Source organism: Leclercia sp. CFBP8987 (assembly GCF_034044995.2).
In the GTDB taxonomy this organism is placed as follows: domain Bacteria; phylum Pseudomonadota; class Gammaproteobacteria; order Enterobacterales; family Enterobacteriaceae; genus Enterobacter; species Enterobacter tamurae.
This window is the reverse complement of record NZ_CM188255.1, coordinates 3,313,091-3,328,052: the sequence shown is the minus strand read 5'-3', so window position 1 is coordinate 3,328,052 and position 14,962 is coordinate 3,313,091. Positions and strand designations below refer to the sequence as shown.

Sequence of the window (14,962 nt, the reverse complement as noted above, 5' to 3'; positions counted from 1 at the left end):
ATTCAGGTTGTGAAAGGGTAAAAAAGCGTAAGTCCTCGTGCCGTAAGGCCTGGACGTGATGTCAATAATGTAGAAAAAAAAATGAAAATTTGATCGACTGCTGATTTCTTCAACGGGTCGTCAAAAATGCGCAACTGAGGGTTGCGCATTCATTAGAAAAAGAGTGGCTAACCTTAGTCTTTTTTTGCAGTGGTATGGAGCATGTAGTTAACGTCCACGCCTGGCGCCAGTTTGAACGTGTCGGTCAGAGGATTGTAATGCAGCCCGGTGATATGCTGCTCTTTCAGCCAGGTGCCATCGACCCAGCCCAGCAATTCGGCGGGTTTGATGAATTTTTTCACGTCGTGAGTGCCTTTTGGCACCATCCGCAACACGTATTCCGCGCCGACTACTGCCATCAGCCACGCCTTGCCGTTGCGGTTGATGGTGGAGAAAAACACCTGGCCGCCCGGTTTCACCAGCGCCGCACAGGCTTTTACCACCGATTGCGGGTCGGGAACGTGCTCCAGCATCTCCATGCAGGTGACGACGTCATACTGATGGGCATGTTTCGCCGCGTGCTCTTCGACGGTTTCCTGCACGTACTCCACCTGAACGCCGCTTTCCAGCGCATGCAGTCGCGCCACCTGTAGCGGCTCGAAGCCCATATCCAGGCCGGTCACGGTAGCGCCTTCGCGCGCCATGCTCTCTGCCAGGATGCCGCCGCCACAGCCTACATCGAGCACTTTTTTACCGAACAGGCCGCCGGAACGCTCGGCGATATAGCCCAGACGCAGGGGGTTAATGCGGTGCAGGGGTTTAAACTCACCTTCAAGATCCCACCAGCGCGAGGCGACGGCTTCGAATTTGGCGATCTCTTCCTGGTCAACGTTGGGAGCCACCGGGGATTTTTCCGCATTCATGGACGCTTTTACTCCGTAATTTAAAGACGAGGAAGTATATCAGGATAACAAAGCAAATTAGTTTAAACCTAAGCGGGTGTGTTATAATTTCCGACCTTTGAATCCGGGATACAGTAGAGGGATAGCGGTTAGATGAGCGACCTTGCGAGAGAAATTACACCGGTTAACATCGAGGAAGAGCTGAAGAGCTCCTATCTGGATTATGCGATGTCGGTCATTGTTGGCCGTGCGCTGCCGGATGTCCGCGATGGACTTAAGCCGGTACACCGTCGCGTACTATACGCCATGAACGTATTGGGCAATGACTGGAATAAAGCCTACAAAAAATCTGCCCGTGTCGTTGGTGACGTAATCGGTAAATATCACCCGCATGGTGATACAGCAGTTTATGACACCATCGTCCGTATGGCGCAGCCATTCTCATTGCGTTACATGCTGGTTGATGGTCAGGGTAACTTCGGTTCGGTTGACGGCGACTCCGCCGCGGCGATGCGTTATACGGAAATCCGTATGTCGAAAATCGCCCATGAGCTGATGGCCGATCTGGAAAAAGAGACCGTTGATTTCGTCGATAACTACGACGGCACCGAGCGCATTCCGGATGTGATGCCAACCAAGATCCCTAACCTGCTGGTAAACGGTGCATCCGGTATCGCCGTAGGTATGGCGACCAACATTCCGCCGCACAACATCACGGAAGTGATCAACGGCTGCCTGGCCTATATCGACGATGAAGAGATCAGCATTGAAGGGCTGATGGAACACATCCCGGGTCCGGACTTCCCGACCGCCGCCATCATTAATGGCCGTCGCGGCATTGAAGAAGCGTACCGTACCGGTCGCGGCAAGATCTATATTCGCGCCCGCGCTGAAGTGGAAGCGGACGCCAAAACCGGCCGTGAGACCATCATCGTCCACGAAATCCCGTATCAGGTGAACAAAGCGCGCCTGATCGAGAAGATTGCCGAGCTGGTTAAAGAGAAGCGTATTGAAGGGATCAGCGCGCTGCGTGATGAGTCTGATAAAGACGGCATGCGCGTCGTGATTGAGATCAAACGTGACGCGGTAGGGGAAGTGGTTCTTAACAACCTCTACTCCCTGACCCAGCTTCAGGTCTCCTTCGGCATCAACATGGTTGCGCTGCACCATGGCCAGCCGAAGATCATGAACCTGAAAGACATTCTGAGCGCGTTCGTCCGTCACCGCCGTGAAGTGGTGACCCGTCGTACCATTTTCGAACTGCGTAAAGCTCGCGATCGTGCGCACATCCTTGAAGCCCTGGCGGTTGCGCTGGCGAACATCGATCCAATCATCGAGCTGATTCGTCGTGCCCCAACCCCTGCCGAAGCGAAAGCAGGTTTAGTGGCTCAGCCATGGGCGCTGGGGAATGTCTCTGCGATGCTGGAACGTGCGGGCGATGATGCTGCGCGTCCGGAGTGGCTGGAGCCAGAGTTTGGCGTACGTGATGGTCAGTATTACCTGACCGAACAGCAGGCTCAGGCCATCCTGGATCTGCGTCTGCAGAAACTGACCGGCCTTGAGCACGAAAAACTGCTCGACGAGTACAAAGAACTGCTGGAACAGATTGCCGAGCTGCTGCATATCCTTGGCAGCGCCGATCGTCTGATGGAAGTGATCCGTGAAGAGCTGGAGCTGGCCCGCGATCAGTTCGGCGATGAGCGTCGCACTGAAATCACCGCCAACAGTTCTGATATCAACATTGAAGATCTGATCAACCGCGAAGACGTGGTGGTCACCCTGTCTCATCAGGGCTATGTGAAATATCAGCCGCTGACCGACTACGAAGCACAACGTCGTGGTGGTAAAGGCAAATCTGCAGCACGTATTAAAGAAGAAGACTTTATCGACCGCCTGCTGGTGGCCAACACCCATGACACCATCCTCTGCTTCTCCAGCCGGGGTCGTCTGTACTGGATGAAGGTTTATCAGCTGCCGGAAGCGAGCCGTGGCGCGCGTGGTCGTCCGATCGTTAACCTGCTGCCGCTGGAAGCGAACGAACGTATTACCGCAATCCTGCCGGTACGTGAGTACGAAGAGGGCGTGAACGTCTTTATGGCGACCGCCAGCGGTACGGTGAAGAAGACCGCTCTGACCGAGTTCAGCCGCCCACGTTCTGCCGGTATCATCGCCGTCAACCTGAACGAAGGCGATGAACTGATTGGTGTGGATCTGACCTCCGGTTCCGACGAAGTGATGCTGTTCTCTGCCGCCGGTAAAGTGGTGCGCTTTAAAGAGAGCGCCGTGCGCGCCATGGGTCGTACCGCGACCGGCGTTCGCGGCATCAAACTGGCGGGCGAAGACAGCGTGGTCTCCCTGATTGTTCCACGTGGCGAAGGCGCAATCCTGACCGTCACGCAGAACGGCTACGGTAAACGTACCGCCCAGGACGAGTATCCAACCAAGTCCCGCGGCACTCAGGGCGTTATCTCGATCAAAGTGACCGAGCGTAACGGCTCCGTTGTTGGCGCGGTCCAGGTTGATGATGCCGACCAGATCATGATGATCACCGATGCCGGTACGCTGGTGCGTACCCGTGTGTCTGAGATCAGCGTGGTGGGCCGTAACACCCAGGGCGTTATCCTCATCCGTACTGCGGAAGATGAAAACGTAGTGGGTCTGCAGCGCGTCGCTGAGCCGGTGGATGACGAAGAGCTCGACTCCATCGACGGCAGCGTCGCAGAAGGTGACGATGAGATCGCACCGGAAGCGGACACCGACGACGATGCAGCGGATGATGCTGAAGAGTAACGTCTCCTGACGATAAAGGGCCGGTTTCCGGCCCTTTTCTTTTGTAGCACACGTAATTGCAGACAACCTAACATTGCGACCGCGCGCGTTTACCGCTACCTTAAGCCCATTCCTTTTGACCCTGATGGCGGAGCCTCGCCCCCTTGAAATACCTCGTCTCCTTTCGAACCACGCTGAAAGTTTCTCGCTATCTGTTTCGGGCGCTGGCGCTCCTGATCTGGGTGTTGATCGCCCTGTTTTCGGTGTTTTACATCGTCAACGCGCTGCACCAGAAGGAGTCGGAGATCCGTCAGGAATTTAACCTCAGCTACGAACAGTCCCAGCGCTACATTCAGCGCACCGCAGACGTCATGAAGGAGCTCAAGTACATCGCCGAGAACCGTCTGACGGCGGAAAACGGCGTGCTGGCCACCCGCGGGCGCGACAGCAAAACCGAAGTGCCCAGCTTTGAGCCGCTGTTCCCCGATTCTGATTGCTCTGCGATGGGCCCGGCATGGCGCGGGTCGCTGGAGTCGCTGGCCTGGTTTATGCGCTACTGGCGCGATAACTTCTCGGCAGCTTACGATCTGAACCGGGTCTTTTTGATTGGTAGTGAAAACCTCTGCATGGCCAACTTTGGCCTGCGTGACGTGCCGATGGATCGTGATAACGCCCTGAAAAGCCTGCATGAGCGGATCATGAAATACCGCAATGCGCCGCAGGATGAGCGCGGCAACAATCTGTTCTGGATAAGCCAGGGCCCGCGTCCCGGGGTAGGGTACTTTTACGCCATGACGCCGGTCTATCTGGCCAACCGCCTGCAGGCGATGCTCGGCACTGAACAGACTATCCGCATGGAGAACTTTTTCACCCCCGGCAACCTGCCGATGGGCGTGACTATTCTCGATGAAAATGGCCATCCCCTTATCTCCCTGGCGGGGCCGGAATCCCGTCTCAAGGTCGACCCTCGCTGGATGCAGGAGCGGTCGTGGTTTGGTTATACCTCCGGTTTCCGCGATCTGGTGCTGAAAAACAGCCTGCCGCCATCGTCCCTGAGCATCGTCTATTCCGTTCCGGTGGATCTGGTGCTGGAGCGTATCCGCATGCTGATCCTCAATTCGGTACTGCTGAACGTGCTGGTGGGGATTGCGCTGTTTACGCTGGCGCGGATGTACGAGCGCAAAATCTTTATTCCGGCGGAGATCGACGCCCAGCGCCTCGAAGAGCATGAGCAGTTCAACCGCAAGATTGTCGCCTCTGCGCCGGTGGGGATCTGTATTCTGCGTACCCTGGACGGTACCAACATCCTCAGTAACGAGCTGGCGCACAACTATCTGAATATGCTGACACACGAGGACCGGCAGCGGCTGACGCAGATCATTTGCGGGCAGCAGGTCAACTTCGTCGACGTACTGACCAGCAACAACACCAACCTGCAGATCAGCTTTGTGCACTCGCGCTATCGCAATGAGAACGTCGCCATCTGCGTGCTGGTGGATGTCTCCGCGCGCGTCAAAATGGAAGAGTCGTTGCAGGATATGGCCCAGTCGGCTGAACAGGCCAGCCAGTCGAAATCGATGTTCCTCGCCACCGTCAGCCACGAACTGCGCACCCCGCTGTACGGAATTATCGGTAACCTCGATCTGCTGCAGACTAAAGAGCTGCCCCGGGGCGTTGACCGTCTGGTGACGGCGATGAACAACTCCTCCAGCCTGCTGTTGAAAATCATCAGCGATATTCTCGACTTCTCCAAAATTGAGTCCGAACAGCTGAAAATTGAACCGCGCGAATTCTCGCCGCGCGAGGTGATGAACCATATCAGCGCCAACTATCTGCCGCTGGTGGTGCGGAAACAGCTGGGGCTGTACTGCTTTATTGAGCCGGACGTGCCGGTATCGCTGGAGGGCGATCCGATGCGCCTGCAGCAGGTGATCTCCAACCTGCTCAGCAACGCCATTAAGTTCACCGATATGGGCTGCATCGTGATGCATGTCGCGAGGGCAGGGGACTATCTGAGCATCCGCGTGCGCGACACCGGGGTGGGTATTCCGGCCAAAGAGGTGGTCAAACTCTTCGATCCGTTCTTCCAGGTGGGAACGGGGGTGCAGCGTAACTTCCAGGGTACCGGTCTGGGGCTGGCGATTTGTGAAAAACTGATCAGCATGATGGACGGCGATATCTCGGTGGATACCGAGCCGGGTATGGGGAGTCAGTTTACCATCCGCATTCCGCTCTATGCCGCGCAGTCCCCGAGCATCGTGGTGGATGGATTAAGTGATAAACGCTGCTGGCTGGCGGTCAATAATGCCTCGCTGTATGCCTATCTGGAGTCCCTGCTGACGCCGCACGGTATTCGTGTGGCGCGCTACACCGGGCAAACACCGGATGCGGAAGACATACTCCTCACCGACGATGAGCTGACGCAGCCGTGGCAGGGCAAAGCGGCGGTGATCTTCTGCCGTCGCCACATCGGTATTGCTCAGGAGCGTGCCCACGGCGAGTGGGTGAACAGCGTGGCCTCGCCGCACGAGCTGATTGCGCTGCTGGCGCGCATCTATCGTATCGAGATGGACGCAGGCGATGGCTCGGCCGCGCTGCCGTCCCCTGAATCAGCGCAGTCGCTGAACGAGGACATGATGATCCTGGTGGTGGATGACCATCCGATTAACCGCCGTCTGCTGGCCGATCAGCTGGGCTCGCTGGGCTATCAGTGTAAAACCGCGAACGATGGCGTGGATGCGCTGAACGTGTTGAGTAAAAACCATATCGACATCGTCCTGAGCGACGTGAACATGCCGAACATGGACGGCTATCGCCTCACCCAGCGTATTCGCCAGCTGGGCCTGACGCTGCCGGTGGTGGGCGTCACCGCCAACGCGCTGGCAGAAGAGAAGCAGCGTTGTCTGGAGTCGGGGATGGACAGCTGTCTTTCCAAGCCGGTGACGCTGGACGTGTTGAAACAGACGCTGTCGGTGTATGCGGAGCGGGTGAGGAAAACGCGAGTATAGGAGTGCGGCCTGATGCCCTCACCCCAACCCTCTCCCACCGGGAGAGGGCGCAAACATAAAAAAAGGCAACTTACGTTGCCTTTTTACATTTACCATGCCGCCGGGCATGTAGTTATCAGTCTTTATCTGCCGGACTCAGGGTCACGGAAGAGAGATAGTTCAGCAGGGCGATATCGTTTTCCACACCCAGTTTCATCATCGCAGATTTCTTCTGGCTACTGATGGTCTTGATGCTGCGGTTCAGCTTCTTGGCAATTTCCGTTACCAGGAAACCTTCTGCAAACAGACGCAACACTTCGCTCTCTTTCGGTGACAGACGTTTGTCACCGTAACCGCCAGCGCTGATTTTTTCCAGCAGACGGGAGACGCTTTCCGGGGTAAATTTCTTCCCTTTCTGCAGCGCGGCCAGCGCTTTTGGCAGATCGGTTGGTGCGCCCTGTTTCAGGACAATCCCTTCGATATCGAGATCCAGAACGGCACTTAAAATAGCCGGGTTGTTGTTCATGGTCAGCACGATGATCGAAATACTCGGGAAATGACGCTTGATGTATTTGATCAGCGTGATCCCGTCACCGTATTTATCTCCAGGCATGGAAAGGTCGGTGATGAGCACGTGCGCATCAAGTTTTGGCAGGTTATTAATCAGTGCTGTGGAGTCTTCAAATTCGCCGACTACATTCACCCACTCGATCTGTTCAAGTGATTTGCGAATACCGAACAGTACAATCGGATGGTCATCGGCAATAATTACGTTCATATTGTTCATGTATAAGGCTACCTTGCTACAGCAAGCTTTTGACATAATCGTCAATGTCGCTGATGTATTTTTCTATGCTGGCGGCATCTTTCTCACGAATAAGATGTTCCAGCGTTTCACATAATTGCTTGCCTGGAACCAGATTAAGCATGGCAAACACCCCTTTGAGCCGGTGTGCTGTCTGAGCCAGCGCTGCGAAGTCGTTCGCGGCGGATTCAGTATACAACCTCTTAACATCATCTGGTACTGTGTCTACGAAGAGAGAATAATAGCCGCTGGCCTGCAGTTCGGCATTTTCATTGCCGCCCAGTGGGGATTCCGGGATCGTTTCCTGCGCCAGTTGCTCCTCTATTAGTTGTAGTACAGCTTCCTGCATCGCATTGCTCATATTAAAGTTGACGCGCACCTGGCCGGGGCCAATTTTTCGCACGCCTGGCTCATCATCGCTTAAAAGCAAGCCCGAGGCAGTAAGATTAGACGGATTATCCGTTAAAAAGAGATCATATTCTTGACTTGCCAGCCTTTCGTCCGGGGAGATACAGGTCGCACCCCAGTTTTCCAGCTGACGCACCACGATACTGCGGATCTCATTCGACGTCACATCCACCATAATCACCACGTCGTCCAGCAGGCCCTCATCGTCCTCGGTTTCCTGCGGGGTGGCCGGCATTTTCACATGCAATGAATAACGGGTGCCCAGCGACTCACGGGCTTTGATATTCAGGTGACCGCCAAGCTTACGCGCCAGCTGATCGCACAGCCAGAAGGTGAGGGCGTTGGCTTTACCGTAGTTGTCACCCTGGGTATCGTTCAGGAACGGGAAATGCAGATTGTCGATTTCACTGGCCGTGACCCCTTCGCCAGTATCGAGGATACGGAAGGTGAGACGGTCATCGGCCGACTCATCGCTGCTCACTTCAAGCGTGATTTTGCCAATCTGGGTGGTGGTCACCGCGTACTGGATCAGCATCAGCAGGATGCGACGCAGCGCGTCACGGTCGCCGTGGCGCTCATCGTTGGCGCGCAGCGGGTTGTTAATCAGCAGCTGCAGCCCTTTACGCTTGATCACCGGCAGCACTTCCGGCACCACCTCATCGATAAGATCCTGAATCGAGAACAGCGTGGCGGTGCTCTTCCAGCTGTCATTTTCCAGCATATTGGCGAGCTGGATCTCATCCACCAGCCGCACCAGCGTATCGGCATGACTGGACAGCTGTAGGCTTTCCGGGCTGCTTAACTGCGCTGCTTCGCTGGCCAGCGCCTTCAGCGGCAGTTTGAAGGCGTCGCCAATATTTTGCATAAAGGCCGCCCGGCCCTGCTGGTTCTTCTCGTACAGCCTTTGAGCCTGCTTGAGCTTTTTATTCACCAGCACCTCGCGATCCTGATCGCGAATGATAAAGATCTGCGTGCGTGACGCCACCTGGCTGCGGAACTGGCGGATCTCGTACAGCTCATTATTGATGGTGGCCTGAATCACGCCCTGATGCTGATCGGCCATGCTGGTAATGTTCTGCAGATTCAGGTGCGGCAGCAGGTGATCGGCGATCTTATTGCTGATCACCGTGCGGTTGGCCTCCTGGTCGTGCACCAGCAGACCGAGCGGCAGCACCGAGACAATCTCTTCATTCAATGCGCGCAGGACGCGCAGCTCGTTGCTGGTGCCGCTGGCGACGGGAACATCGCTCTGGCGACCCGGCTGCGAGCGGAAGGTGCTGTAACCAAACAGCGCCAGCGCCAGCAAACCGATATTGAGCAGCAGCGGCAGCAGGATATTTTGCAGCGTATCCAGCAGCAGCGTACCAAAAGGCACCTGCCAGACCAGACGCATACCGGTGGTGTTCAGGGAGGAAGCAATCTCGATTTTCGATCCGTTAAAGGAGATCGAGACGCTATCGGGGCTCTCTTTGTCCGTCTGCGCGCGCTGGTTTTGCACCGAGGTGTCCTGCTCGAGGCGGAAGCTGTCGAGCGGCATATCCGGGGGGATCAGATCGTTGATCGGCAGATCGAAGGCCACCACCGTCGCCAGATGGCCTGGCTGGTTGAAGGTGGTGCGCAGGGTAAAGTAGTGGCCATTCTGCCAGGCCAGTCGGCGCAGGGAAGAGAAGCTTTCGCGCTCATCCAGGGCATTGGCCTGCTGCAGCATCTCCGCACGACGGGAATCGACAATCGAACCCACCGACGACTCTTTAAAACCGGAGGAGAGGTCTTTCAGCGGCAGGGTGGAGATCAGGATCATGCTGTTGTCCTGACCGTTGAGATAGTACATCGACCAGGGCACGGTCTCCGCGCCCCACAGCGTATCGAGATAGGTCGACATGCGCTGGGTCATCTCCAGCGTAGCGCTGTCGTGTGAGCCAAAAATCAGGGCTTCGGTTTTGCGCCGCGTTTTCTCCAGATAGTAGACGTCCTGCTTCAGGCGCGTCTCCTGCAATCCTTCAGCGGAGGAGGTCGTTGGGGTGGCCGCGATGTTGTCGTAAATCTGCCAGGTTGCGTAGCGCCAGGTGTCGATACGTTTATGCATGGCGTGGCTGATATCAACAATCTGATAGCTTCTGTCTTTTAACCAGGTGTTCACCGCGCTCTGTACCATTACGCCCATGGTGACTAACAGCACAACGATCAATAGAAGAAAGAAACGGGTAATACTGCCCGGAAGCAGAGAAAATTTGTTCGCGGCTGTGGTTTCTGACTGACTCATTGATGTGTTTAACCCGTTATGGCTGCGCTTCAGGCGAATAGGGCAGTATAAAGCGTAATAATCGAATTTCCAGCTTCACGCCACTTAGAGGCTGACTTTTTCGCTCCGTTGCGTGAGGCAGAGGGGGTGTCTTAAATCTGTACGGTAGAACTTTTATTGTACAAATAAGGGACAATATATGGAAAAAATAGCACGAATTAACAAGAAATTAAATTAGGCATTCTATTTTTAAAGCTAAAAATAGCACGCTAAGATTTAATTAATAGTCGTTATAGTTTCAGGTAGGTAGCACAAATATGCGAGATTTGCGTAAAGAAAGGTAAAAAAAAACCGAACGCATTGCATTCGGTTCAATTCGGGATAAACAGACATTCAAATATGAATGACGGTAATAAATAAAGTTAATGATGATAGCGAGAGATATTTTAGTAGCCGGATGAATTTTTGTTTTGACAATCAGTGCTATAATGAATTTTTATATAACTCATTGAATTTTATAATTAATTTTAAAATTTTGTTTTTTAGTGCTTTATTTTTTAACTTTGCGTGCGGCAAAAAAGTTCCCTCATTTTTACAAACTGAAACATCTATGCGGCAATATGAAACATCTTAAAAGTTTTCGTATCATATTCTTATTGGATTATTCTGTATTTTTGAGGAGAATGAACTTGCCGACTGGTTAAGAGGGTTAATCAGTAAGCAGTGGTAATAAAAGACATATAACAGAGGGTTAAAATAATGAAAGTTAAAGTACTGTCCCTCCTGGTACCAGCACTGCTGGTAGCAGGCGCAGCAAATGCGGCTGAAATTTACAACAAAGACGGCAACAAATTAGATCTCTACGGCAAAGTAGACGGTCTGCACTATTTCTCTGATGACGACGGCGCTGATGGCGATCAGACCTACATGCGTCTCGGCTTCAAAGGCGAAACTCAGGTTAACGATCAGATCACTGGCTACGGTCAGTGGGAATACCAGATTCAGGGCAACACCAGCGAGAGCGACAACCAGTCCTGGACGCGTGTGGCCTTCGCCGGTCTGAAATTCGCTGAAGCAGGTTCTTTCGACTACGGTCGTAACTACGGCGTGATCTACGACGTAACCTCATGGACCGACGTTCTGCCAGAGTTTGGCGGCGACACCTATGGTGCCGACAACTTCCTGCAATCCCGTGGTAACGGCGTTGCGACCTACCGTAACCAGGACTTCTTCGGTCTGGTTGATGGCCTGAACTTTGCTCTGCAGTACCAAGGTAAAAATGGCAGCGTCAGCGGTGAAAACGAGGGTGGTCGTAGCCTGCTGAAACAGAACGGTGACGGCTTCGGCGGTTCCCTGACCTATGATCTGGGCGAAGGCTTCAGCGTAGGTGCAGCAGCAGCCTCTTCCAAACGTACCGCAGACCAGAACGGCCCAGGCGTTTACGGCCGAGGCGACCGTGCTGAAGTGTACAGCGGCGGCCTGAAATATGACGCGAACAACCTGTATCTGGCAGCGCAGTACTCCCAGACTTACAACGCGACCCGTTTTGGTGACTCTCAGAGCGATACCCCTAACGCTGTTTACGGCTTTGCGAACAAAGCACAGAACTTCGAAGTGGTTGCACAGTACCAGTTCGACTTCGGCCTGCGTCCATCCGTGGCTTACCTGCAGTCTAAAGGTAAGGACATCGAAGGTAACGGCGACCAGGATCTGCTGAAATATGTTGATGTTGGCGCGACTTACTACTTCAACAAAAACATGTCCACCTATGTTGATTACAAAATCAACCTGCTGGATGCAAATGCCTTCACCGACCGTGCCGGCATCAGCACTGATGACATCGTAGCCCTGGGCCTGGTTTACCAGTTCTAAGTCTTACGCAGTAGTGCAAAAAGGGGCCAACTGGCCCCTTTTTTTGGCCTTACTATCAGCGCCTTACAAAGCCTGCTTTTTAGTGTACTCTTGCCGGTCTCAGGCTTGAGGATAATAACCAATGGAAATTACTTTTCTGCGCGTCGGTTTTCTGGCGACACTTTTTATGCTGTCTGCGTGCGATGCACCCACTCCTCCGGTCAAGAGCGAAACCGCTGCCGCCACGGTGCTGGAAGGCAAAACCATGGGCACCTTCTGGCGCGTTAGCGTGATTGATCTCCCGGCGGCCCGGGCGGAAGAGCTGCGTGGGAAGATCCAGTCCCAGCTGGACGGCGATGACCAGCTGATGTCTACCTATAAAAATGACTCCGCCCTGATGCGCTTTAATCACTCCCAGAGCACCTCCCCCTGGCCGGTGAGTGAGGCGATGGCCGATATCGTCACCGAGTCGCTGCGGGTGGGTTATAAAACCAACGGCGCGATGGATATCACCGTCGGTCCGCTGGTTAACCTCTGGGGCTTTGGCCCGAACAAACAGCCGGTGAAAACTCCCGATCAGGCACAGATTGACGATGCCCGGGCGCAGACGGGCCTGCAGCATCTGACGGTCATTAATCAATCCGGCAAGCAATACCTCGAAAAAGATATCCCCGATCTGTTCGTTGATCTATCGACGGTCGGAGAGGGCTATGCCGCCGATCACCTGGCCCAACTGATGGCCGAAGAGGGGATCCCGCGCTACCTGGTGTCGGTGGGCGGGGCGCTGGTCAGCCGCGGCATGAATGCCAGCGATAAGCCCTGGCGCGTGGCGATCCAGAAACCCACCGATCGGCAAAATGCCGTGCAGGCCATTGTGGATATTAACGGCCACGGCATCAGCACCTCCGGCAGTTACCGTAACTATTATGAGCTGGACGGAAAACGCATCTCCCATGTGATCGATCCCCAGACCGGCCGCCCGATTACCCACAATCTGGTGTCGGTGACGGTGATCGCCCCGACGGCGCTGGAAGCGGATGCCTGGGATACCGGCCTGATGGTGCTGGGAACAGAGAAAGCCAAAGAGATCGTGCGCGAGCAGGGTCTGGCGGTCTATATGATCGTCCGCGAAGGGGAGGGCTTCAAAACCTGGATGTCCCCGCAGTTCGCCAGCTTCCTCGTCAATGGGGCGAATTAAAAAGCAAGGTTGCAGGTTTTTGTCGGGTGGCGTTCAGGCAGGCTAGGCGTATGCTTATATAAGGAGCCGATCATGAAAAAGCCGAACCTGATAAATGATGATCAACGCTGGCTGGCGGTGCTGGCCCGTGATGAGAGTGCCGACGGTCAGTTTGTGTTTGCCGTACAGACCACCGGCATCTTCTGCCGTCCCTCCTGCCGGGCGCGCCACGCTCTGCGCGAAAACGTTCGCTTTTACGCCGATGCCCGTCAGGCTGAGCTGGCGGGTTTTCGTCCCTGCAAGCGCTGCCGCCCGGATCAACTGGATCCCCAGGCGCAGCGGATCGCCACCATCGAAAAAGCCTGTCGCTTACTGGAGCAGGAGCAACCGCTGACGCTGGACATGCTGGCGCAAGCGGTGGCGGTGAGCCCGTATCACCTGCATCGTCTGTTCAAATCCTTCACCGGCATGACGCCGAAAGCCTGGCAGCAGGCGGCCCGGGCGAAACGACTCCGCGACGCCCTGGCCCAGGGCGAGAAGATCACCGATTCGGTGCTGGCGGCGGGTTTTCCCGACAGCAGCAGCTACTATCGCAAGGCTGACGCCACGCTGGGCATGACGGCGAAGCAGTACCGCAACGGCGGGGAGGAAACCACCGTGCGTTATGCCCTGAGCAGCTGCACGCTGGGGCGCTGCCTGGTGGCGGAGAGCGCGCGCGGCGTCTGCGCCATTTTACCCGGGGATGAGGATCGCGCCCTGATTGCCGAGCTGGAGACACTCTTTCCCCACGCCCAACGAGAACAGGCCGATGCCGCCTTCGCCGCGCGCGTCGCCCAGGTGATCGCCAGCGTGGATAATCACGCCGTGGCACTGGCCCTGCCACTGGATATTCGCGGTACCGCCTTCCAGCGTCAGGTCTGGCAGGCTCTGTGTGCCATTCCGGGTGGGGAGACCGCGAGCTATCAGCAGGTGGCCAACGCCATAGGTCATCCCGGTGCGGTGCGGGCGGTGGCCCGGGCCTGTGCCGCCAACAGGCTGGCGATTATTATCCCCTGCCACCGGGTGGTGCGTAGCGACGGCGGACTCTCGGGCTACCGCTGGGGCACGGCCCGTAAAGCGGCGTTGCTGCGCCGTGAAGCCAATAAAGAGGAGGTATAATGCTGGATCTTTTTGCGGATGCTGAACCCTGGCAGGAGCCGCTGGCGCCCGGGGCGGTGATCCTGCGCCGCTTTGCGCTGGCACGGGCCCCGGCCTTAATGCAAGGGATCGAACAGGTCGCCAGCGCCTCGCCGTTTCGCCAGATGGTCACCCCGGGGGGATACACCATGTCGGTGGCGATGACCAACTGCGGCGGGCTGGGCTGGACCACCAATCAACGCGGCTACCTCTATTCTCCGGACGATCCCCTGACTGACACCCGCTGGCCGCCAATGCCGGACGCTTTTGCCGCCCTGTGCCATGATGCGGCCTGCGCGGCCGGTTATCCCGACTTTAAGCCGGATGCTTGTCTGATCAACCGCTACGCCATCGGGGCCAAACTCTCCCTGCATCAGGATAAAGACGAAGCCGACCTGCGGGCGCCGATTGTCTCGGTCTCACTCGGCCTGCCCGCCGTCTTCCAGTTCGGCGGATTACGCCGCAACGATCCGCTGCAACGCCTGCTGCTGGAGCACGGTGATGTGGTGGTGTGGGGCGGGCCATCCCGCCTGTTTTATCACGGTATCCAGCCTCTTAAGCCGGGAGAACACCCTGTCACAGGGGAGTATCGCTACAACCTGACCTTCCGTCAGGCGGCGAATAACGAATAAAAATAAGAATTATTCTTGATGTAAGTGGCGAGCA

Annotated in this window: 9 protein-coding genes; 6 read left to right on the top strand and 3 right to left on the bottom strand. The window is 55.6% G+C overall.

The features are described from left to right. Positions 1-173: 173 nt before the first annotated feature. Positions 174-902, bottom strand: a complete 729-nt coding sequence (gene ubiG / locus SOM40_RS16065) for a bifunctional 2-polyprenyl-6-hydroxyphenol methylase/3-demethylubiquinol 3-O-methyltransferase UbiG (RefSeq protein ID WP_320530341.1) — start codon at positions 900-902, stop codon at positions 174-176. A 132-nt stretch (positions 903-1,034) separates the two neighbouring features. Between ubiG and gyrA the strand changes: the two genes are divergently transcribed. Together gyrA and rcsC are read left to right on the top strand one after the other, a co-directional pair. Continuing rightward, positions 1,035-3,671 (top strand): DNA topoisomerase (ATP-hydrolyzing) subunit A, encoded by a 2,637-nt coding sequence (gene gyrA / locus SOM40_RS16060; protein WP_106995398.1) that lies wholly within the window; start codon positions 1,035-1,037, stop codon positions 3,669-3,671. Between the two features lie 143 nt (positions 3,672-3,814). Next, positions 3,815-6,658 carry a two-component system sensor histidine kinase RcsC gene (rcsC, locus tag SOM40_RS16055; protein WP_320530340.1) on the top strand — a complete coding sequence of 948 codons (2,844 nt, stop codon included), beginning with the start codon at positions 3,815-3,817 and terminating at the stop codon, positions 6,656-6,658. Positions 6,659-6,773: 115 nt separating this feature from the next. Here rcsC and rcsB read toward each other — a convergent pair whose 3' ends face one another. Together rcsB and rcsD are read right to left on the bottom strand one after the other, a co-directional pair. Continuing rightward, on the bottom strand, positions 6,774-7,424 hold the full coding sequence (rcsB, locus tag SOM40_RS16050) for a response regulator transcription factor RcsB (protein WP_106995396.1): 651 nt from the start codon (positions 7,422-7,424) through the stop codon (positions 6,774-6,776). A 16-nt stretch (positions 7,425-7,440) separates the two neighbouring features. Then, positions 7,441-10,113, bottom strand: coding sequence for a phosphotransferase RcsD (rcsD, locus tag SOM40_RS16045; protein WP_106995395.1), 2,673 nt, complete (start codon positions 10,111-10,113; stop codon positions 7,441-7,443). 738 nt (positions 10,114-10,851) lie between these two features. On the opposite strand from rcsD, the gene SOM40_RS16040 reads away from it, so the two are divergent. The 4 genes from SOM40_RS16040 (at position 10,852) to alkB (ending at position 14,928) form a co-directional block, all read left to right on the top strand. Next, positions 10,852-11,964: a porin OmpC gene (locus tag SOM40_RS16040; RefSeq protein WP_320530339.1), complete on the top strand. Its 1,113-nt coding sequence runs from the start codon at positions 10,852-10,854 to the stop codon at positions 11,962-11,964. Between the two features lie 121 nt (positions 11,965-12,085). Next, a complete protein-coding gene (apbE, locus tag SOM40_RS16035) occupies positions 12,086-13,141 on the top strand; it encodes an FAD:protein FMN transferase ApbE (protein WP_166183025.1) in 1,056 nt (351 codons plus the stop codon). A 72-nt stretch (positions 13,142-13,213) separates the two neighbouring features. Then, complete coding sequence (gene ada, locus SOM40_RS16030) at positions 13,214-14,278, top strand: bifunctional DNA-binding transcriptional regulator/O6-methylguanine-DNA methyltransferase Ada (protein WP_320530338.1); 1,065 nt, start codon at positions 13,214-13,216, stop codon at positions 14,276-14,278. After that, complete coding sequence (gene alkB, locus SOM40_RS16025) at positions 14,278-14,928, top strand: DNA oxidative demethylase AlkB (protein WP_320530337.1); 651 nt, start codon at positions 14,278-14,280, stop codon at positions 14,926-14,928. The genes ada and alkB overlap by 1 nt, the downstream gene beginning before the upstream one ends. Positions 14,929-14,962 lie beyond the last annotated feature (34 nt).